The sequence below is a fragment of the Alteromonas sp. M12 genome, assembly GCF_037478005.1.
Classification (GTDB): Bacteria; Pseudomonadota; Gammaproteobacteria; order Enterobacterales; family Alteromonadaceae; genus Aliiglaciecola; species Aliiglaciecola lipolytica_A.
In genome coordinates, this window is sequence record NZ_CP144164.1 from 1,392,098 (window position 1) to 1,412,384 (window position 20,287).

The 20,287-nt window shown below is 41.0% G+C and carries 21 protein-coding genes; 18 read left to right on the forward strand and 3 right to left on the reverse strand.

Going from position 1 to position 20,287, the window contains the following annotated elements; all coding sequences use genetic code 11:
- Positions 1-26 precede the first annotated feature (26 nt).
- The 13 genes from flhA to VUI23_RS05975 all read left to right on the forward strand — a co-directional run bounded on the left by flhA (position 27) and on the right by VUI23_RS05975 (position 13,488).
- Positions 27-2,123 (forward strand): flagellar biosynthesis protein FlhA, encoded by a 2,097-nt coding sequence (flhA, locus tag VUI23_RS05915; protein ID WP_342807294.1) that lies wholly within the window; start codon positions 27-29, stop codon positions 2,121-2,123.
- A gap of 54 nt (positions 2,124-2,177) precedes the next feature.
- Complete coding sequence (gene flhF / locus VUI23_RS05920) at positions 2,178-3,536, forward strand: flagellar biosynthesis protein FlhF (RefSeq protein ID WP_342807296.1); 1,359 nt, start codon at positions 2,178-2,180, stop codon at positions 3,534-3,536.
- Positions 3,533-4,399 (forward strand): MinD/ParA family protein, encoded by an 867-nt coding sequence (locus VUI23_RS05925; RefSeq protein ID WP_216050067.1) that lies wholly within the window; start codon positions 3,533-3,535, stop codon positions 4,397-4,399. The genes flhF and VUI23_RS05925 overlap by 4 nt, the downstream gene beginning before the upstream one ends.
- A complete protein-coding gene (locus tag VUI23_RS05930; protein ID WP_216050068.1) occupies positions 4,396-5,127 on the forward strand; it encodes an RNA polymerase sigma factor FliA in 732 nt (243 codons plus the stop codon). The genes VUI23_RS05925 and VUI23_RS05930 overlap by 4 nt, the downstream gene beginning before the upstream one ends.
- Before the next feature lie 38 nt (positions 5,128-5,165).
- Positions 5,166-5,549, forward strand: a complete 384-nt coding sequence (gene cheY, locus VUI23_RS05935) for a chemotaxis response regulator CheY (RefSeq protein ID WP_216050069.1) — start codon at positions 5,166-5,168, stop codon at positions 5,547-5,549.
- Between the two features lie 34 nt (positions 5,550-5,583).
- Positions 5,584-6,351, forward strand: coding sequence for a protein phosphatase CheZ (locus tag VUI23_RS05940; protein WP_216050070.1), 768 nt, complete (start codon positions 5,584-5,586; stop codon positions 6,349-6,351).
- Between the two features lie 13 nt (positions 6,352-6,364).
- Entirely contained in the window at positions 6,365-8,581 is a 2,217-nt protein-coding gene (locus tag VUI23_RS05945) for a chemotaxis protein CheA (protein WP_342807298.1), read from the forward strand.
- Between the two features lie 32 nt (positions 8,582-8,613).
- The gene (locus tag VUI23_RS05950) at positions 8,614-9,765 is read left to right on the forward strand and encodes a chemotaxis response regulator protein-glutamate methylesterase (RefSeq protein ID WP_342807300.1); all 1,152 of its coding nucleotides are present in this window, start codon (positions 8,614-8,616) and stop codon (positions 9,763-9,765) included.
- Positions 9,766-9,799: 34 nt separating this feature from the next.
- On the forward strand, positions 9,800-10,582 hold the full coding sequence (locus VUI23_RS05955; protein ID WP_216050073.1) for a ParA family protein: 783 nt from the start codon (positions 9,800-9,802) through the stop codon (positions 10,580-10,582).
- Positions 10,579-11,295: a chemotaxis protein CheW gene (locus tag VUI23_RS05960; protein ID WP_216050074.1), complete on the forward strand. Its 717-nt coding sequence runs from the start codon at positions 10,579-10,581 to the stop codon at positions 11,293-11,295. The genes VUI23_RS05955 and VUI23_RS05960 overlap by 4 nt, the downstream gene beginning before the upstream one ends.
- 25 nt (positions 11,296-11,320) lie before the next feature.
- Positions 11,321-11,815, forward strand: coding sequence for a chemotaxis protein CheW (locus VUI23_RS05965; protein WP_216050075.1), 495 nt, complete (start codon positions 11,321-11,323; stop codon positions 11,813-11,815).
- A 32-nt stretch (positions 11,816-11,847) separates the two neighbouring features.
- Positions 11,848-12,258: a DUF2802 domain-containing protein gene (locus VUI23_RS05970; protein ID WP_342807302.1), complete on the forward strand. Its 411-nt coding sequence runs from the start codon at positions 11,848-11,850 to the stop codon at positions 12,256-12,258.
- A 201-nt stretch (positions 12,259-12,459) separates the two neighbouring features.
- Complete coding sequence (locus VUI23_RS05975) at positions 12,460-13,488, forward strand: proline iminopeptidase-family hydrolase (protein WP_342807304.1); 1,029 nt, start codon at positions 12,460-12,462, stop codon at positions 13,486-13,488.
- 222 nt (positions 13,489-13,710) lie between these two features.
- Here the strand turns inward: VUI23_RS05975 and VUI23_RS05980 are convergent, their stop codons facing one another.
- Positions 13,711-14,472 (reverse strand): haloacid dehalogenase type II, encoded by a 762-nt coding sequence (locus tag VUI23_RS05980; protein WP_342807306.1) that lies wholly within the window; start codon positions 14,470-14,472, stop codon positions 13,711-13,713.
- A gap of 200 nt (positions 14,473-14,672) precedes the next feature.
- Here VUI23_RS05980 and VUI23_RS05985 point away from each other — a divergent pair, with 200 nt between their 5' ends.
- The 3 genes from VUI23_RS05985 (at position 14,673) to map (ending at position 16,390) form a co-directional block, all read left to right on the forward strand.
- Positions 14,673-15,272, forward strand: a complete 600-nt coding sequence (locus VUI23_RS05985; protein ID WP_216050078.1) for a TetR/AcrR family transcriptional regulator — start codon at positions 14,673-14,675, stop codon at positions 15,270-15,272.
- Between the two features lie 142 nt (positions 15,273-15,414).
- A complete protein-coding gene (locus VUI23_RS05990; protein WP_216050079.1) occupies positions 15,415-15,621 on the forward strand; it encodes a ParD-like family protein in 207 nt (68 codons plus the stop codon).
- The gene (map, locus tag VUI23_RS05995; RefSeq protein WP_216050080.1) at positions 15,614-16,390 is read left to right on the forward strand and encodes a type I methionyl aminopeptidase; all 777 of its coding nucleotides are present in this window, start codon (positions 15,614-15,616) and stop codon (positions 16,388-16,390) included. Before VUI23_RS05990 ends, map begins: the two co-directional genes overlap by 8 nt.
- A gap of 97 nt (positions 16,391-16,487) precedes the next feature.
- On the opposite strand, the gene VUI23_RS06000 is transcribed toward map, so the two are convergent.
- Both VUI23_RS06000 and VUI23_RS06005 read right to left on the reverse strand, forming a co-directional pair.
- Positions 16,488-17,918: a HAMP domain-containing sensor histidine kinase gene (locus VUI23_RS06000; protein WP_342807308.1), complete on the reverse strand. Its 1,431-nt coding sequence runs from the start codon at positions 17,916-17,918 to the stop codon at positions 16,488-16,490.
- On the reverse strand, positions 17,915-18,592 hold the full coding sequence (locus tag VUI23_RS06005; RefSeq protein WP_216050082.1) for a response regulator transcription factor: 678 nt from the start codon (positions 18,590-18,592) through the stop codon (positions 17,915-17,917). Before VUI23_RS06005 ends, VUI23_RS06000 begins: the two co-directional genes overlap by 4 nt.
- A gap of 181 nt (positions 18,593-18,773) precedes the next feature.
- Between VUI23_RS06005 and VUI23_RS06010 the strand changes: the two genes are divergently transcribed.
- Both VUI23_RS06010 and VUI23_RS06015 read left to right on the forward strand, forming a co-directional pair.
- On the forward strand, positions 18,774-19,502 hold the full coding sequence (locus VUI23_RS06010; RefSeq protein WP_216050083.1) for a glycosyltransferase family 2 protein: 729 nt from the start codon (positions 18,774-18,776) through the stop codon (positions 19,500-19,502).
- Between the two features lie 3 nt (positions 19,503-19,505).
- The gene (locus tag VUI23_RS06015) at positions 19,506-20,222 is read left to right on the forward strand and encodes a VTT domain-containing protein (RefSeq protein ID WP_342807310.1); all 717 of its coding nucleotides are present in this window, start codon (positions 19,506-19,508) and stop codon (positions 20,220-20,222) included.
- The last annotated feature ends 65 nt before the right edge of the window (positions 20,223-20,287 follow it).

Consider the following 20,287-nt stretch of genomic DNA (forward strand, 5'->3'; position numbering starts at 1 on the left):
TATTAATAACCGTCAAAAATTTGTTTATGGAACTTGCAGGTTACCTCAATCGGGTAGACAAAAATCAGGTAAAAAGCTTTATGAATGGGGTCGGCGCTCCAATCGTAGTGCTAGCCATAATGGGCATGGTTATTCTGCCGATGCCGGCATTTCTCCTAGATATACTTTTTAGTTTCAATATCGCCTTATCTCTGATGGTAATTTTGGTATCTGTGTTTACCAATAAGCCTGTTGATTTTGGTATTTTTCCTTTAGTACTGTTAGTTGCCACTGTATTACGCCTTGCCTTAAATGTTGCTTCCACGCGAATTGTCTTGTTGGAAGGGCATGAAGGTGGAGATTCTGCTGGTAAAGTAATACAGGCATTTGGTGAAGTGGTTATTGGTGGTAATTACGCTGTGGGTATAGTGGTGTTTGCTATCCTACTGATTATCAATTTTAAAGTGGTAACTGCTGGTGCAGGACGTATTTCAGAAGTAAGTGCTCGTTTTACCTTGGACGCGATGCCCGGTAAACAGATGGCGATAGATGCCGATTTGAACGCCGGTTATATTGATCAAGATGAAGCCAGAAAAAGACGTTCGGAAATTACCAGTGAAGCCGATTTTTACGGCTCAATGGACGGTGCTTCTAAATTTGTTAAAGGTGACGCCGTTGCTGGTTTGTTCATTATGCTTATCAACATTGTTGGTGGTTTATTCATTGGTATTATTCAACATGACTTAGCCTTTGGCGAAGCCATTGAAATATATACTATTTTAACCATTGGTGATGGTTTAGTTGCGCAAATACCTTCGTTATTACTTTCCGTGGCTACGGCGATTATTGTTACCCGCGAAAATGACTCTCAAGAAATGGGTCAGGAAATGAGACGCCAACTAGGTAACCAAAAAGCGCTTTATGTTACCTCCGCGATTTTATTCGTGATGGGTATAGTGCCAGGTATGCCACACATAGCATTTCTTGGTTTTAGTGCATTTGTAGCGGCAGTTGCTTACTACAATTTCTGGAACGCCAAGAAGCAGGCTGCTGAACCGCAAGTATTGGAAAATACGCCGGAACAAAGCCAGCCGCAAGAGATTAAAGAGCTTGGTTGGGATGATGTGCAGCATGTCGACACCATAGGTTTAGAAGTGGGTTATCGCTTAATTCCTTTAGTTGATAAAACTCAAGGTGGTGAGCTTCTCACCCGGATTAAAGGCGTTCGTAAAAAATTGTCTCAAGAGTTGGGATTTTTAATTCCACCTGTGCATATCCGTGACAACTTAGATCTAAACCCCAATAGCTATACCATTTCTATGCTAGGAGTTACGGTTGGGGATGCCGAGATTAGTCATGACGATGAATTAGCGATTAATCCAGGGCAGGTTTTCGGAAAACTAGAGGGCAAGGCAACACGAGACCCAGCCTTTGGTTTAGAAGCCGTTTGGATCCGCCCTCAACAACGTGAACACGCACAAACTTTAGGGTACACAGTAGTAGATGCGGCAACAGTGGTTGCTACACACCTTAGCCAGTTACTAACTAATAATGCGTATCAGCTACTTGGACATGAAGAGGTTCAACAACTCCTCGATATGTTAGCTAAAAACAGTCCTAAGTTGGTTGAAGGTTTGGTACCGGAAGTCTTGCCGTTAAGTACAGTGGTAAAAGTATTGCAAACCTTGCTATATGAAGGCGTTCCTATTCGAGATATGCGCAGTATTGTGCAAACGTTATGTGAATATGGTCCTAAAACTCAAGATCCTGATGTGTTGGTATCTGCCGTTAGAATATCGTTAAAACGTTTAATCGTGCAGGAGATTAATAACAACGAACAAGAGTTGCCGGTTATTACCCTAGCACCTGACTTGGAACAAATGCTCCATCAATCTTTACAAGCTGGTGGAGAAGACGGCGCCGGTATTGAACCTGGCTTAGCTGAAAAATTACAAAACTCGTTGTCTGAAGCTTCGCAACAAAGAGAATTAGAAGGTGAGCCAGCCGTATTATTAACATCAGGCATGCTCAGACCTGTGTTATCAAAATTCTTCAAACATTCAGTGATGGGCTTGCACGTTTTATCTTATCAAGAAATTCCAAGTGACAAACAAATTCGAATTGTAAGTGCTGTGGGTCAATAAAATGGCGCAGACTAATTTATATAAACTAGACCAGATGCTTCTTTGGGGGGCAATGTGAAAATTAGACGTTTTATCGGAAAAGACATGCGCGATGCGCTTAACCAAGTAAAAAAAGAACTTGGCGGTGATGCGGTCATTATGTCCAACAAGAAGACTTCGGAAGGAATCGAAATTGTTGCTGCGTACGATCAAGCAAAACCTGAAGCTGTTACGGAACCTAATCAACGAATTAAGCATTCTGGTATTAATAAACAGCCAACTGCAACTGCGCATCCTGGACGACAAGCTACTACAGCAAACTTTAATCAACCACAAAGCCTGCGAGCAGCACAACAAAAAGTGCCGAGTCTGAGTGAAATTATTGGCGACTCGGGGCCAGATAGCCTACGTGAGTTACTCGAAAAACAAGCCGCCGCAGCCGTGCCAACGTCACAAAATGAAGCTAATAGTCATGAGGTAAAAACGGCACAGGCTGAAGACGTTTCGAATTCTGCCATTAGTGAAATAAAAAATGAGTTAAATTCGCTGCGCAATGTACTTCAATTTCAAGTTTCTGGTTTGCTAAAACAACAACGTCAAAGTGCGCATCCTATGCACGGGTATTTAACCTCAAGACTGATTGAAATGGGCATTAGTAGTCACATTGCCGATGACATAGTCTCTTATACTCCCGAAAACGCAGATGAAAGGCAGGCTTGGTTATTTTTACTTAAACTATTGTCTAATCGTATCCAAACCACTGGCAATGCTATTCTGGCCGACAAAGGTGTTGTTGCATTAGTTGGTCCCACAGGGACAGGAAAAACCACAACCATAGCCAAATTGGCGGCCAGAGCAGCGCAAAAGTATGGCGCTGACCAAATCGCGATGGTAACAATTGATTCCTATCGTATAGCGGCGTTTGAACAATTGGCGACTTATGGAAAAATTATTGGCTGTAACGTAAAAAAAGCGCAAAATGCGGAAGAATTGTCAGATATACTCTTCCAACTGCGTAACAAGCGATTGGTTTTAATAGATACTGCAGGTTTTGGTCAAAGAGATTCTCGACTAATCAAGCAGTTAGATACCTTAAATCAGCATTCATGTGCTAATATCAAGAAGTATGTTGTGATTCAAGCCAATGCACAATACAAAGTGCTGCAGCATACTTTGAGTGCATTTAGCAATATTGATTTGCAGGGATGTATTTTAACCAAGCTCGATGAGAGTTATAGTCTCGGAGAAGCGTTAAGTGTGGCAATTGAACATAAGTTAGCCGTTAGTTATTTGACGGATGGACAACGAGTCCCTGAAGATATTAAAGTTGCAGACGCAAAGTTTTTAATCTCTGCAGCGGCTAAGCTTTATAAAAAATATGGTTTGATTCATACTGCTAAGCCAGAACTAAACAAATCGGCATTAGCAATATGATTGACGACCAAGCGAGTAGCTTAAGACGAATGAATCAATCTCGATTAATTAAAGTGATTGCGGTAACCGGTGGTAAAGGTGGGGTCGGTAAAACGAACATTACCTTAAACACGGCTATCTCGATGGCTAAAATGGGCAAGCGCGTCATGGTGTTAGATGCCGACTTAGGGTTGGCAAACGTCGACGTCATGTTAGGCTTGCGAGTAGAAAAAAACTTATCCCATGTTTTATCTGGTGAATGTACGCTGGATGAAGTTTTAGTTGTGGGCCCTCATGGGGTATTGATTGCACCGGCAACCTCCGGAACACAATCAATGACCGAACTCAGCCCCACTGAACATGCAGGACTAATTCGCGCGTTTAGTGAGTTGCGTACCAATATAGATGTGCTTATTGTAGACACTGCTGCGGGCATATCAGATATGGTGCTCAGTTTTTCCAGAGCATCACAAGATATAATGATGGTTGTCTGTGATGAACCCACCTCTTTAACTGATGCATACGCGTTGATCAAACTACTGAACAGAGAACACGGCGTGTTTCGCTTTAAGATCGTTGCCAACATGGTACGTAACATGCGCGAAGGACAAGAGTTATTTGCAAAGTTATCTAAAGTGACTAACCGTTTCTTAGATGTTGCTTTAGAGCTAGTAGCAACGGTTCCTTACGATGAGAATATTCGTAAGTCAGTTCGAAAACAAAAAGCAATTGTAGATGCATTTCCAGGATCGCCAGCTTCTATCGCTATTAAAGGCCTTGCAGAAAAAGCAATGCATTGGCCAATTCCCAACCAACCTGGTGGACACTTAGAGTTTTTCTTAGAACAACTTGTCGCCGAAAAAGTGGTAGGTGGACAAAGGTGATTAGAAAGGCAGCAGCTTATCAACAACAAGCCGATTTGGCTCAACTTGTAGAAAGACATGCTTCCTTGGTTAAGCGAATTGCCCATCATTTATTAGCCAGATTACCTGCCAGTGTATTAGTGGATGATCTAATTCAATCTGGAATGATTGGATTGCTCGAGGCCGCAAAAAACTTCGATGGCTCAAAAGGCGCAAGTTTCGAAACTTTTGCAGGTATCCGTATCCGCGGAGCCATGCTTGATGAAATCCGCAAAGGCGACTGGACACCCAGATCTGTGCATAAAAATGGGAGAGCAATTACCCAAGCAATTAATCAAGTAGAACGTGAAACGGGCAGAGATGCTAGAGATATAGATATCGCGGAAAAGTTAGAAGTAAGCCTACCCGAATACCATCAGATGTTGAATGAAGTCAACGCTGGAAAAATTATCGGTATTGAAGATTTAGGTATTACCGAAGATGTGATTACCACTGAGCAAAATAAAGGTAGTGACACGCCTTTTCAGGATTTACTACAAGGTTCATTTCAAAAAGCATTAGCACATGCTATTACTACTTTGCCGGAACGAGAAGCAATCGTACTGTCATTGTATTATGATGAGGAGTTGAATCTCAGAGAAATTGGCGAGGTACTCGAAGTTAGCGAGTCCAGAGTCAGCCAAATTCACAGCCAAGCAATGTTAAAATTGAAAAGCAAAATGCAATCTTGGCGAGTTAACGAAGAATAATAAAACACCATTTGATTTAATCCTCATTGGAGGCAGTTTTGGATAAAAATATGAAAATCCTCGTTGTTGATGACTTTTCAACGATGAGACGCATCATCAAAAATTTACTTAAAGACTTAGGTTACACAAGCGTTCAAGAAGCCGATGATGGCAGCACTGCGTTACCTATGTTGCAACAAGGTGATTTTGATTTTGTAGTAACAGACTGGAATATGCCAGGCATGCAAGGAATTGACTTGCTTAGAGCCATTCGTGCAGATGATAGTTTAAAGCATTTACCAGTTTTAATGGTAACGGCTGAAGCGAAAAAAGAACAAATTGTGGCGGCAGCTCAGGCTGGAGTGAACGGTTATGTTGTTAAGCCTTTTACGGCGGCTACGCTTAAAGAGAAGCTAGACAAGATTTTTGAGAGACTGGGTTAAGATTTAACCTGTGTTGAAAATTAGGAGTGTCTAAATGACCGGCTCTAATAAAGCTCCAATGTCTCTTGATGACGCTAAAAAATTAGTTGAATTGCTGGAAAGCGGAGATAACCAAGCTGCTAGCGAATTGCTCGAAGAAGCCTCTTTAACCAATTCTGTTGAATTATTTGCAGAGGTGGGCAAATTAACCCGCCAGCTCCATGACTCTCTGAATAGTTTTCAACTTGATGATCGCATTTCGAATTTAGCCAATGAAGAAATACCTGATGCGCAAAGTCGCCTGAACTATGTTATAGAAACGACCGAGAAAGCGGCTAACACAACGATGGATGCCGTGGAAGCAAGCATGCCTATTGCTGAAAAGCTGCATACAGGTATTAATAATTTGCTCCCCGAGTGGAAAAAGTTGATGACTAGGCAGTTACAACTTGGCGAATTTAAATCTCTTTGCTCGGACTTAGATGGATTATTAGAACAGTCATCTAAAGACACCGAACAATTAACTGCATTCTTAACAGATATATTGATGGCACAGGGGTATCAAGATATCACTGGCCAAGTTATTCGCAGAGTTATCGAATTGGTGAAAGAAGTTGAAGACAGTTTAGTGCATATGTTGACTGTTTTTGGTGCTTCTGAAACAAGTTCGTTAATTTCAAAAGCAGATGAAAATGCTCATAAATCTAAAGCTGAGTCCGATACAGTGAAAGCTGAAGGTCCAATCATTGATGCTGAAATACGCGATGATGTGGTGTCCAATCAGGACGATGTAGATGATTTATTATCTAGCTTAGGGTTTTAAGAGGAACTTATTCATGTCTTTTGAAGTTGACGAGGATATTCTACAAGACTTTCTAGTTGAGGCAGGTGAATTATTAGAGCAACTGCAAGAGCAGCTTGTTGATCTTGAAAACAATCCAGAAGATTCTGATTTGTTGAATGCGATATTCCGCGGTTACCACACAGTTAAAGGTGGCGCTGGATTCTTATCACTTACAGAATTAGTCGATATTTGCCATGGTGCTGAGAATGTCTTCGATACCATGCGTAATGGACAACGCACTCTGACGCCAGAGTTAATGGATGTTATTTTACAAGCCACAGATGTGGTTGTGCAGATGTTCGAAGATGTCAAAAAACGCGTGCCACTTGAAGCTGCCGCCCCTGAACTCATAGAAACGTTACATCGATTGAGTAAACCTGAATCAAAAGATGAGTCAAGTGTAGAACCCCCTGCGGCCTTTGAAGCGCCTCAAGAGATAGTCGAGACCGACTCTAGTGCAGAGTCGAACGACGACATGGAAGACATCACTGAAGACGAATTTGAAGCTCTATTGGATGAACTGCATGGTACAGCTAAGTCAACGCCTGCAGAAGTTACTCCCCCCGCCGACTTAATCACTGGTGCCAGTGATGAAGATATTACTGACGATGAATTTGAAGCCTTACTTGATCAACTTCACGGTGAAGGTGGCTTCTCAAACGATAAATTTGAAGCAGTCCAGCCAGCTCTAGAGCCGACGCCAGAACCGGTGAGTGCCTCACCAGAAGAGACCTCTGATTCTGAAGATATTACAGATGATGAGTTTGAAGCATTGTTAGATCAATTGCATGGTGAAGGGAAAGGACCTGCTGTAAAAGCGCAAGCTTCAGCGCCAACACCTACACCAGCGCCGACGCCGACGCCAACAGCCGCGCCTTCACCTACAGCAGCGCCTTCACCTACACCAGCGCCAAAACCGTCATCAATACAGCCACCACCTCCTGCAGCCAAAGCAGAAGTGGCTGTAAAACCAGAAAATTCGCCAGCAGCTGCCAAGGCTATCGTCAAAAAAGATGACAAAAAACCAGTAGCCAGTGCCCAGGGTGAAACAACAGTAAGAGTCGATACCAAGCGCCTAGATCAGATCATGAATATGGTTGGTGAACTGGTATTGGTTAGGAACAGACTGTTAAGTTTAGGTGTTAATATCAATGATGAAAGCATGACCAAAGCGATTGCGAATCTTGATGTTGTGACAGGTGACTTGCAAGGCGCGGTGATGAAAACGCGCATGCAACCTATTAAGAAAGTCTTTGGTCGCTTTCCCAGAGTAGTGCGAGATCTGGCACGTAGTCTCAAAAAAGAAATTTCTTTGGTCCTTGAGGGCGAAGAAACAGATTTAGATAAGAATTTAGTCGAAGCTTTGGCAGATCCCTTGGTTCATTTGGTTCGAAACTCAGTCGATCATGGAATCGAAATGCCAGATGAACGCTTGGCTGCAGGTAAACCGTCACTAGGCACTGTAAAGCTCGCTGCGTCTCAGGAAGGGGATCACATACTGCTTACCATTGAAGATGATGGTAAAGGCATGGATCCCGATAAGTTAAAAGATATTGCCATAAGCCGAGGTGTGTTAGACGCTGACGCGGCGGCTCGAATGTCGGATGAAGAAGCATTCAATCTCATTTTTGCTCCAGGATTTTCCACTAAAACAGAGATATCTGATATTTCTGGACGTGGTGTTGGCATGGATGTGGTGAAAACCAAGATTAACCAGCTTAATGGCACGGTTAATATCAATTCCGAATTGAGTAAAGGCACACGCTTAGAAATCAAAGTACCACTGACGTTAGCTATCCTGCCGACATTAATGATTATTGTTGGAGAGCAAACGTTTGCACTACCTTTAGGTGCGGTAAACGAAATTATTAATATGGACTTGAGCAAAACCAATACGGTTGATAGTCAATTGACTATGATTGTTCGTTCTAAAGCCATTCCGCTTTTTTATCTTCGAGACTGGTTGCGAAAAGAACCTGGAACGGTGGATAAAAATCAAGGACATGTGGTCGTCGTGCAAATAGGCACCCAGCAAGTCGGCTTTGTTGTTGATGGCTTAATAGGGCAAGAAGAAGTGGTTATTAAGCCCCTAGATGCGCTTCTACAAGGTACCCCTGGCATGGCTGGCGCTACAATTACAAGTGATGGCGGGATTGCCTTAATTCTTGATATTCCAAGCTTATTAAAGCGATACGCTAAAAAGAAATAATAACCAAATTCATAAGAGGACGCTTTTTCGCGATGGCATACAGGGTATTAGTAGTTGACGACTCAAGTTTTTTTTGCCGACGCGTAAAAGATATCCTAAATCAAGATCGTCTGTTGGAAGTCATTGGTATTGCTCGAAACGGTGAAGAAGCCATTAAAATGGTGACTGAGCTAAAACCTGACGTTGTCACTATGGACGTTGAAATGCCAGTAATGGATGGCATTACCGCGGTCAAGCGAATCATGCAAATTCAGCCTTTACCGATTCTAATGTTTTCGTCGTTGACATCTGATGGCGCGAAAGCAACCTTAGACGCGTTAGATGCTGGAGCCTTGGACTTTTTACCTAAAAAGTTTGAAGACATTGCCAGAAATAGCAAAGAGTCTGTTGAATTGCTGCAAAATAGGGTACGGACTCTTGCTGCAAAGCGTGGACTAGTGGCAAGACGTTATTCAACAGCCTCGAAAACAGCCTTTAATTCTCCCGGAACCACGGCAAAAACCCAAATATTTATGCGAAGTTCAAGTGTTGTCGTTGCACCGGCGGCATCGCAAACTGATGTTAAAGAGTCATTTTCAACTATTCGCCGTTCATCAGGTAAACGTTACGAACTATTAGCAATTGGTACTTCTACTGGGGGACCAGTGGCTTTACAGAAGATACTTACTGAACTGCCTGAAACATTTCCACATCCGATTATTCTTGTACAACATATGCCCGGTAGTTTCACTAAAGCCTTTGCTGATAGATTAAATCACAATTGTAAAATTACCGTCAAAGAAGCGACTCATGGAGAACGTTTAGTCAAAGGTTGTGCGTATTTAGCTCCCGGCGGGAAGCAAATGTTAATTGAAGGTTCAAGTCGCAATGCCACCGTTAATATCGTAGAAACTCACGACCAGGCTCATCATCTGTTTAAACCTAGCGTTGATTTAACGTTTCAGTCGATAAGTCAGGTTTACGCTGGCAATGTGTTGGGCATAATATTAACGGGAATGGGCTCTGATGGAAAAGAAGGCTGCGCAGCATTAAAACAAAAAGGCGCTAAAATTTGGGCGCAAGACGAGCAAACTTGCGTGGTTTATGGCATGCCACAAGCAGTGACGAAAGCCAATATCTCAGAACGAAATATACCAATATTTGATATTGCCAAGAGTATAGTGTTGGAAATGCAAATAAAATGAACACTATTGGATATCGAGTAGAAAGAGATCGCTTGTGATAGTTTGGGCTGTTGCTAACCAAAAAGGTGGAGTTGGAAAAACCACCACGACTGTCACTTTAGGTGGAATTTTGGCACAACAAGGGAAACGTGTTCTATTGGTTGACACGGATCCGCAAGCATCTTTGAGCTATTATTTTGGTGTGGATGCTGAGGAGTTGTCGCATAGTGTCCATGATGTTTTTATTGCTGGTGACGGGTTAGACAAAGATAAAGTGTTGGATAGTTTGTGTTCGACCAAACTCGATTCGCTATTTATTTTGCCATCTTCAATGGCGCTAGCAACGTTAGATCGAACCATGGGTACTAGGCCTGGCATGGGTCTGATATTAAAAAAAGCATTTGCAAAAATTGAAGATGAATTTGATTATGTTTTAATTGATTGTCCTCCTGTATTAGGTGTATTGATGGTGAATGCTGTAGCCGCATGTGACAAATTAATAGTGCCAGTGCAAACCGAGTTTCTTGCGCTTAAAGGGTTGCAGCGAATGATGCATACATTAAAAATTATGTCGAGGTCGCAAAAACGCGATTTTGATTATATTATTGTACCTACAATGTATGATAAGCGTGTTAACGCGGCGTCAGATGCATATAAAGATCTGTGCGATAATAACAAAGGCAGAGTTTGGTCTGGCATCATTCCTGTTGATACGCGCTTTCGAGACGCGAGTCAGGCACAATCTCCTCCGTCGTTATTTAGTCCTAAAACCCGAGGCGTTTTTGCGTATAAAAATTTATTGTCGCAACTTCAAACTAAAGTCGATTACATCACATGAGTAAAGGTACCTTTGCAAAAGAAGACGTTGTAGAAGATTATCTAACATCATTACTGACTGAAGAGGTAGAAGAGGATAGGGAGCAACTCGAAAGTGTTGCTAAGCTCTTGGCCACAGCAGATGTTGCGGCCGTTCAAGAATCCCTTGAAGAGCCGACTTTCTGCGAACCGAATCCGTTGCCGGAAATTAAAGAAACCAGTGTTTTGGTCGAAAATAAAGAGTCTTCGTCAGTCAAGGCAAAGGAAGTTGAAGCGTCTTTTATTCCGACTAAAGATTTTCAAGCACTATTTTTTGAAGTGGCAGGATTAACCTTAGCATTACCTTTAACTGAGTTAGGCGGCATACATAAAATCCAAAAAGTAGGCCCCTTGTTTGGTAAACCTAAATGGTTTAAAGGTGTTATGCTGCATAGAGATGAAAAATTAAGCGTTGTTGATACCGCATTGTGGGTAATGCCTGAAAAATATAATGATGAACTGGCAGAATCATTAAATTATCAATATCTTATTATGCTAGATTCAAGTGGCTGGGGATTGGCTTGCGAACGTTTGATTACCACATCGACGTTAGCACCCACTGATGTGAAGTGGCGAAAAGCGAATAATAAACGCCCTTGGCTGGCTGGCATGGTAAAAGATAAAATGTGTGCACTTGTTAATGTGAAGCAGTTGATTAAATTGCTCGACAAGGGCCAAAATAGCAATGATAAGTAGACGCAGCTTGTAGGGAGCGAGTCATATGAGTGATGAAAGAAGTACTAAAAATGTAGCCGCCGATAGCAACGATGAAGTACTGCAATGGGTAACATATCGATTAGGTGACGAAACCTACGGAATTAATGTTATGCAAGTACAAGAAGTACTTAGGCATACAGAAATCGCTCCTGTTCCCGGTGCACCAGATTATGTGCTTGGTATTATCAATTTGCGGGGCAATGTTGTAACTGTGATTGATACTCGAACTCGTTTTGGTCTTCCACCCCATGACATCACTGACAGCACCCGTATAGTCATTATTGAGTCTGAAGAACAAGTGGTGGGCATTTTGGTTGATAGTGTCGCTGAAGTTGTTTACCTACGTTCTTCTGAAATTGATAGCGCACCCAATGTTGGCACCGAAGAAAGTGCTAAATTTATTCAAGGTGTCAGTAATCGTGACGGCGAATTGCTTATATTAGTAGATTTAAATAAATTGCTAAGTGATGAAGAGTGGGACGAAATTAGTGGATTATAATTCGTTTGATTTTGTGTAAAAGGCATACCTAAATGCTTACTTGGCAATATGCATCCATCGCAACGTTGGTGTTTTTGGTTATTCTGATTGGCATCGTTACTTACGTTTTTGCTAATCGAGATAAAAAAAACAAGCAGCGTGTCGAGGAGTTAATGCTGCAAATTCACACTCTACAACAGCAAATTTCACACGCACAAGAAGAGTTGCATGAAGTGCGCTCCGGAGCCATGGGTGTTGCAGCGAAAGTAAAGGATTTAGTGCTTAAAATCGGATTGATGCAAGATAAGTTAGAAGAAATTGAGTATCTAGATCCAGAAACTAAATTGTATTCCCAAGCTGCTAAAATGGCCGACGCAGGCGCAAGCGTAGAAGAACTTATGCGAGAATGTGAGCTTCCACGGGCAGAAGCTGAATTGTTAATTGCGGTGAAAAAATCCCAGTAAAATTTCCCTAACCTCTGTTATCGGCATTTATTCCAATCTACTCTTAAAAACCTTTTCCCTTGTCGTGGTTGTTGGTTTATGGGATAACTAATCAATGTGTTGTGTAATATCAGCAGATTACCTTTATCGTTGATAAGTTGATTTAACATGGTGTTATTCCGCTATGCCGTCACTAATATTCCTCTAATGAGATATACATTTATGAAAACCACTGTTTTACACCTACTGGCTTTTTTAATGGCTGTTCAATTCACCCTGGTGCCATTGGTAGCAACAGGTACTGAGGCCCAAAGCAGCACAAATATCACAGAGCCTTTTGGTCCACCTGAACAGGAATTAATGGTCGAAGTCGAAGGCGGTAAAGTGTATGTCCGGCTAAATGGCCTGTCTCACAGTGATGCTTATCCTGTTATTTTTGTTCATGGAGGGCCTGGTGGCGCACATAACGGCTTTGCTGAAATGCTGGGGCTGGCGAATGAGCGTATGGTTATAATGTATGATCAGCTCGACAGTGGTAAATCTGAACAGCCTAACAATCCCGAAAATTGGCGAGTTGAACGCTTTGTTGAATCATTGGATAAAATACGCCTAGCACTTAAAATTGAACGCTGGCATGTGGTTGGACATAGTTGGGGCTCTGCGCTGGCCCTCGAATATACGGCTAAATACCCGCAGCATACTGTCTCCACAGTTTTGGGGGGGACATTTATCTCTACGCCGCACTGGATCATGGATGCCAACTTGCTTGTAAAAGCAGCCCCGGAAACAATAAGAGAAACCCTTAAACAATGTGAATCTGACTCGCCTCCGAAAAAAGATATTTGTGATAATGCCTATACCGTTTTGTATTCACCTTATTACCAGCCTAAACCACCCACTGAAGCGGCTTTAGCGTACTACGAAAACGTTGGTGGAAAAGGGTTTAATCCGCTTATTTATAATCAAATGTGGGGACCAAGTGAGTTTTCTTCTACAGGTGTGCTTAAACACTACGATGCCACCCATTTATTGACTGAGATTGATGGCAGCCGCACTCTTTTTATGATTGGCCAATATGACTCGGCGCGCATTGATACCGTGCAAGACTATATCAAACTGACGTCGGGTGCTGAACTGGCTGTGGTGCCAGGAGGAGCACATGGCTTCTATTCTGATCGGCCGATAATTACCCAAGCCATATTAAAAGACTGGCTTACTCGAAAAGATACTGCTTTTGAAATAAATAGATAAAACGTCTTTTTAAACAAGTGCATTTTACAAAAAAGTTTTAACACTGGCATTATTAGGTTAGGTGAAACAAAGGTCGGTGTTGTTATTCGCTCATATCAGCTTAGTTGAAGGAAAAAGGTCTATTCATTCAAACTGTAATATCTGATATGAGCGAATGTTATCAGTGCCTATTAACACCCATTGTTGAATAATTCAGATTGCTCATTTGCATTATTGACGTTTTTATTTTGATTCCAAAATCGTTACCAGTTGCTGCAGATCTTCAACAATATAATCTGGCTTTTCAGCAAGTGGATAGAGTGCTTTGCCTTTACGGGCAATAAACGCGGTCTGCATGCCTGCGGCTTTAGCTCCCGCCACATCCCAGCCATGGGCGGCAACCATCAATGTTTCTTCAGGTTTTACCCCTAAGGTTTCTAATGCCCATGCATATGATCTTAAGTCAGGTTTGTAGATTTTAATATCTTCGATGCTTAGACGTTTATCAAAAAACTCGGTTAAACCGGCATTCTTGAACTGTGTCTCTACTCCCTTGTTGGATGAATTAGTTAAGCTGACGAGCATGTAGCCTTCGGCTTTTAATGCGGCTAAACCTGCTTTCACATCGGGATGAGGTGGCAACGATAACAACGGGGTTTTAATTGCTGTTAAGGCCTGCTCTTCGGTAATCTCGATATTGTTACTCTCTGCAACCATCATCAATGCTGCGACGCCAATTTTACCAAAATCATGATATTCGCCCGTCACAGTGGTGACCAGTGAATGATGCAGCATAGTTGAAAACCACAAGCTGATTAAATCGTCGTTTCCATCCAATGCTTTTGCAATGGATGTGCGCATGGATTCCAGATCAAGCAAGGTCTCATTAACATCAAAAACAATGATCTTAGGTTTGCTTGCGCCTTGGCTGTTAAAGCTCACACCAACTAAAACTAGGCTCAATAGTAAAAAACGGAAGTATTGGGATAACACTTTAAAATACATGGATACTCGCTACATTAATTTAGGTGGGAAATTAGTTGAACTTGGGTGATTAAATTTCACCGAAGACAACCATAATCGGTTCGAATTTAAATCTGTTGAATAATATCAAGTTAAAACGATTAACTTGATTAGCGCAATATATCTGGCTTTGAACAATCGTTCAAGTTAATATTGAACAGTTGTTCAAAAGGAGGTTGTAAGTGGCAAGTAATACAAAATTTAACCGAGATGAAGTGATTGATAAAGCCCTACAACTTTATTGGAATCGAGGCTTTCATGGCACTTCCATGCGCACATTACAGAATGAAATTGATATGCGTCCAGGCAGTATTTATGCAGCATTTGGTAGCAAAGAAGGTTTATTTAAACAAGCGCTTATTCGTTACACCCAGATAGGGTCAGAGCATCTTAAACAATGTCGCAACAAAGCTACCTCTCCGCTGGCGGCACTCAAAATGTTTATGCTACACAGAGTCGCTGAAAATCAAATGTCTTCTCCTTGCAGTATTTGTTTATTGGCTAAAACGATAGCAGAGTTAACCGATGATAATTCGGAGTTATTAGAACAAGCCAGAATGTCATTAAAAGCCATGGAAAGCAGTTTTGAGTCACTGATTATTGAAGCGCAATCTTTAGGGGAGTTAGATAAAAATTATCACAGTAAAAACATTGCTCGCCATGTACAGATTAACTTTTCAGGACTTCGAACTTATATAAGAGTGTATGGTGGACAAGTGCCGACCGAGGAAATCATTGACGGTATATTTTCACCTTTTATTTCACACAAGTCATTACATTAGAGGCTTGTTTTCAAAAGCCTATATGAAAACCAAGGAATGGGAATTTTCCTGATCCGCTAATTTATAATTCGTTTCACTTAACTTTTTCAATAAATATACGATATACTACGTTTTGTAGCATAACGTATATCCGGGGGAAGGTATGGGCATAGTAAAAATTTCGAATGAACTGCATGAAGAAGTTCGAAAAAATAGTGCAGTAATGGAAAGGTCAATCAATTCACAGGCTGAATTTTGGCTGAAAATCGGGCGCTTAGCGGAGCAAAATCCAACTTTAACTTACGAACAAATTCTGCAGCGTGAAATGCGTAGTCAAAATGTCACCACAGTGAAATTAGTCAATGAGTAATATCAACATCAAGTCGCACCAAGAAATAGCATTTATGCGTGAGTCAGGAAGGCTATTAGCAAGTGTTTTTGCAGTCTTAGATAGCTTTATAAAAGCAGGCGTGACCACCATGGAAATTAATGATTTGGTTGATGATTATATTGTAAATTCGTTGCATTCAAGGCCTGCCAGTAAAGGCCAATACGGTTATCAATATACGTTAAATTCATCTATCAATGAGGTTGTATGTCACGGCGTACCATCGATAGGGAAAAAGCTTAAGGAACGAGATATCGTTAACATTGATATTACCTTAGAGAAAAATGGCTATATTGCTGACAGTAGCAAAATGTATATGATTGGCAATGTATCGCCTATTGCTAAAAAACTAGTCGATGTTACTTACCAAGCAATGTGGCAAGGCATCAAATCGGTCAAGCCTGGTAATACCCTTGGCGATATTGGGCATGCAATTCAAACACATGCAGAAAAACATGGATTCAGTGTGGTGCGCGATTATTGCGGACATGGAATAGGTCGCGAGATGCACGAAGAACCGCAGGTTTTACATATAGGAAAACCTAACTCAGGTGTTGTATTGCAAGAAGGTATGACATTTACGATTGAACCTATGATCAATCAAGGCTCATTTAAAACCAAATTGAAAAAAGATGGCTGGACGGTTATCACCAAAGATAAAAAGTTGTCAGCCCAATGGGAACACACTGTGTTAGTGACTCCAACTGGATATGAAGTGCTAACCTTACGTGATGAAGAAAAGCAATCTTAAAACTGCTATTTAGTGAGCGCCTCATATTAGTGACTTTACTTTTAACCCCAAGTTTTTTGAATAAAGTGCAGCCTAGTTACTAGGTTGCATAGGCATTCTAATCAGTGCTCTGCTGATTTAAGATTAATTGAAATGTAATATGTTGCATATCGCCTGTCACCGTAAGTACTGCACCAATTCCATTAGCTAGCGTTTTGGCTATTGTCAGTCCTAACCCAAAGTTTTCGGTTGAAGTCCTGGCTGTGTCTTTTTGCCACAGTGGTTCGAACATCCCTGCAAGTTCTTCATTGTTTAAGTGGTTAATACAAATATTGCTTATATCAATCACTAGCGGGCCTTTGTTAGCGTGTTTAATAGCGACTGTCACAGTGGAGTTTTCAACGCTATGTTGCAATGCATTGGTCAGAAGGTTTGTTAATATTGACTCCAATGCAAATGCATTGGTTAGTATGCTGTGTGAATGATCCGCGCTAATTATCTGTATACGCTTTTGGTTAAGCTTAGTACTAAGTTGTTGAACTAACGATAACGGGTCAATCTCATCAGTACATTGTAAGGTTTGCACGCTATATTTATGGATCAGCATTAGATTTGAAATGATACTTTTCATTCGTTCGCTGATTTTAAGCACTTCCGGTTTAAATTCCGAGTTAAGGTTATATTCTTCAGGAAAACGAATGGCTATTTCTGCTAAGTTAATCAGCTCGGTAACTGGGGTTTTTAACTCGTGAGCAATATCGGATGTCAGCCTTTTTTCCCGAAGAAATAGAGAGTAATTTTCATTAATAAAATGATTTAAGCTTTCTACTATAGGCACTAGTTCTGAAGCTGTGTCTTTTATTCTTGAGCATTGGTTTTGTTCCGAAAATCGTATGGCTTTAATTTCTTTATTTAATTCATCGATTGGTTTTAGTGCCGAGGATACCACTCTTCTAACGGTTAACCTGATAAGTAGGGGGATAGTTATTACGGCAATGATAAAGGCTAAATCAATAAACCAGAGATAAAAGTTCAGGTTTTCAACGGAAGCTGCATAGGCGAGTAACACGGGTTTTTGAAAATCTTCGTCTGCTTGTTTGTTGTTGAGTAATTCACTTCTATATTCACTATCAATTTGTGGGATAAAACGTGAATAGATTACCCTGCCTGAACGACCATCGGGTAATTTAATATCTTCAGATAGGATTGAATCAACAGGGATTGATTTGTAGGCTAAACTTCTTACTGTGTGCATTGTCAGTGTGTCTGAGCGCTCGAAAATATCCTCTCCATGCCATATTTGGAAGTACTCTGATTCCGTTGTACCCTCAAACTCAGGTAAAAACTCACCGGCAAATTCGAATTCAAGACCGTCGTGATCCTCCCGTACAAATGTCATGAGCATCCCAGCCTTGTTGATCATGGAACGCTCAAATTCGTCAGAGATCCAAGTATCTACAGTAATATCTGCAGCTAAAAGTACAATTAAAACAATGAGTGAAATAAAAAACGATAACCGTCTTGTTAGTGTTTTGCGGATGGATTTCATTCACCTTCCAGCATTTGATAACCAAATCCACGTTTGTTCTTTATCGGGAGATCAGCACCGAGTTTTCTAGCCTTTTTTCTAGCAGATGACAGGTGTGCTTCAATCGCATTTTTAGAAATACTGTCGTATTGCCCTGATATATATTCGCTCAGTTTTTCTGCGGTGGTTATTCTGTTTCGGTTAACAAATAAACACTCTAAAACTTTGTATTCATTGGGGGTTAAATCAATATTTTGATTTGCAAAACTAATGCTTTTTAATTGCAAGTTAAGCTCAAACCCCTTGACTTTAATTTTGTCAAAATGATTCTGAGTTGAACCTCGTCGCATAAGGTTGATTAATCTTGCGTGCAATTCGTCGAACGAAAACGGTTTAGATAAATAATCATCCGCGCCTGATAAAATCCCAGTGATCTTCGTTTCAGGTTCGGCTCTAGCTGATAAAATTAATACGCGAGTGTCATTTTTACTTTTTCGCAGTGTTTCGAGAATTGTCATGCCGTCAATACTAGGGAGCATTAGGTCAAGTATTATGCCGTCGTACTCACACATCAAGGCCATGCTTAAGCCCTCAGCGCCATCTCCTGAGGTGTCTACAGAGTATCCTAGTTTGACTAAACCTATTTTTAAACTGCGTCGCAAAGACTCCGAATCTTCAATTAGTAATAATCGCACAATTTATTGTTCGCCACTGAATGCTAGTAAGTGACAACTTTACGCTTCCAATCTTAAGGTTTACTTAAGATCGTAAACTTGTATGTGTTAAACAATATTAAATCTAATCTTCAGTTAATCTTAAGGTTGCTCGGATATATTGCTAAAAACTTAAAGTAATAAGTCTGGGAGAGTTGATATTGTGGATATTTCTGTAGTTATCCCCGCTAAAAATGAACAAGACAATATCATTCCGTTGATAGAAGAAATTGTTGCTGTTCTTAATCGTAATAATGAGTTTGAAATTGTCTATGTGGACGATGGTAGCGATGATAATACCTATAGTAACTTGTGTTTAGCCGCGTCAAGTGATTACCCTCAAGTAAAACCTATTCGACATAAGTATTCTGTTGGCCAAAGCAAAGCGATTCACACCGGTGTCAGTTTTGCCAAAGGAAAGCTGATAATAACCCTAGATGCAGATGGTCAGAATGATCCTGCTGACATTCCAGATTTGTTAAAAGAAGCTCAAAAATTTCCAGTTGGTGCTCATTTTTGTATCGCCGGTTATCGGAAAAATCGTAAAGATACGGCATGGAAACGCATGCAGTCTAAGATTGCTAACAATATACGCAGTCGAATTTTGCGGGACAATACCCCTGACACGGGATGTGGCTTAAAAATCTTTCCCAAAAGTACCTTTTTACAACTCCCATACTTCGATCATATGCACCGCTTTCTTCCTGCCTTAGTGCGTCGTCTTGGAGGAAAGATTGTGGTTGTTGAAGTCAGCCATAGAGATCGTCAATATGGCACTTCCAAGTATAATATGTTGGGAAGACTACGAGTGGGAATTGTCGATCTTCTTGGTGTGATGTGGCTACAACGACGAGGTAAAATTGCTTTGCTTGAAACAACTCATGAGCAATAAATTTTGAAGTTGTTTCTCAACGTTTTTGTACGTCTAATACCTTTATTATTGATTTGTTTAATTGGTAGTGAGCTACTAGCTCAGATCCCATCGTTTAATACATTTAATCAATCGTGGATAGATGCTCACACTCGAGACAATGGATGGCAGGGGATTATTAACTTTATTTTAGTTAGCGGTTTACTGGCGTCTTTGGGCGCTCCTCGACAATTCATCGCTTTTCTAAGCGGCTATGCCTTTGGCTTTGCTGAAGGTGTAGTTTATTCGACGTTTGCGATTACGTTGAGTTGTTTACTCACCATGCTTCTTTCTCGTTTTTATGCCAAACCTGTGGTCACGCACTTTTTCCCAAACAAAGTGATCGGTCTCAATCGTTTTTTGACTAATCAAGTTTTTATAAAAACAATTATTGTTAGGTTGTTGCCAGTTGGCAATAACCTCATTACCAATATAACGGCGGGAGTAACCACTATTAAAATTTGGCCATTTGTGATGGGATCTATGTTTGGTTACATCCCTCAGATGGCTATTTTTGCGCTTATGGGAAAGGGGGTTGTGGTGCAATCTTATTGGAAGATCACTCTCAGTGTTGTATTTCTCGCCATATCCAGTTTGTTAAGTCTTTATGTCTATAAAAAGTTTAAGGCTGATAAGTACTTAATCACTAGCACCGGTGCACAAAATACTGCTCAATTTGCTGCCACGAGCGGTCATAAATAGTGACATGATTACGCATTTAATTCAGTTCCATTTATCTTCTCAAAAACATGCGCGCGAACTGCAGC

Bases quoted from the DNA above. Each gene is read 5' to 3' on its own strand.
- flhA (WP_342807294.1), top strand. From the start codon at position 27: ATGGAACTTGCAGGTTACCTCAATCGGGTAGACAAAAATCAGGTAAAA.
- VUI23_RS05925 (WP_216050067.1), top strand. From the start codon at position 3,533: ATGATTGACGACCAAGCGAGTAGCTTAAGACGAATGAATCAATCTCGA.
- VUI23_RS05940 (WP_216050070.1), top strand. From the start codon at position 5,584: ATGACCGGCTCTAATAAAGCTCCAATGTCTCTTGATGACGCTAAAAAA.
- VUI23_RS05945 (WP_342807298.1), top strand. From the start codon at position 6,365: ATGTCTTTTGAAGTTGACGAGGATATTCTACAAGACTTTCTAGTTGAG.
- VUI23_RS05950 (WP_342807300.1), top strand. From the start codon at position 8,614: ATGGCATACAGGGTATTAGTAGTTGACGACTCAAGTTTTTTTTGCCGA.
- VUI23_RS05960 (WP_216050074.1), top strand. From the start codon at position 10,579: ATGAGTAAAGGTACCTTTGCAAAAGAAGACGTTGTAGAAGATTATCTA.
- VUI23_RS05965 (WP_216050075.1), top strand. From the start codon at position 11,321: ATGAGTGATGAAAGAAGTACTAAAAATGTAGCCGCCGATAGCAACGAT.
- VUI23_RS05970 (WP_342807302.1), top strand. From the start codon at position 11,848: ATGCTTACTTGGCAATATGCATCCATCGCAACGTTGGTGTTTTTGGTT.
- VUI23_RS05975 (WP_342807304.1), top strand. From the start codon at position 12,460: ATGAAAACCACTGTTTTACACCTACTGGCTTTTTTAATGGCTGTTCAA.
- VUI23_RS05980 (WP_342807306.1), bottom strand. From the start codon at position 14,472: ATGTATTTTAAAGTGTTATCCCAATACTTCCGTTTTTTACTATTGAGC.
- VUI23_RS05990 (WP_216050079.1), top strand. From the start codon at position 15,415: ATGGGCATAGTAAAAATTTCGAATGAACTGCATGAAGAAGTTCGAAAA.
- map (WP_216050080.1), top strand. From the start codon at position 15,614: ATGAGTAATATCAACATCAAGTCGCACCAAGAAATAGCATTTATGCGT.
- VUI23_RS06000 (WP_342807308.1), bottom strand. From the start codon at position 17,918: ATGAAATCCATCCGCAAAACACTAACAAGACGGTTATCGTTTTTTATT.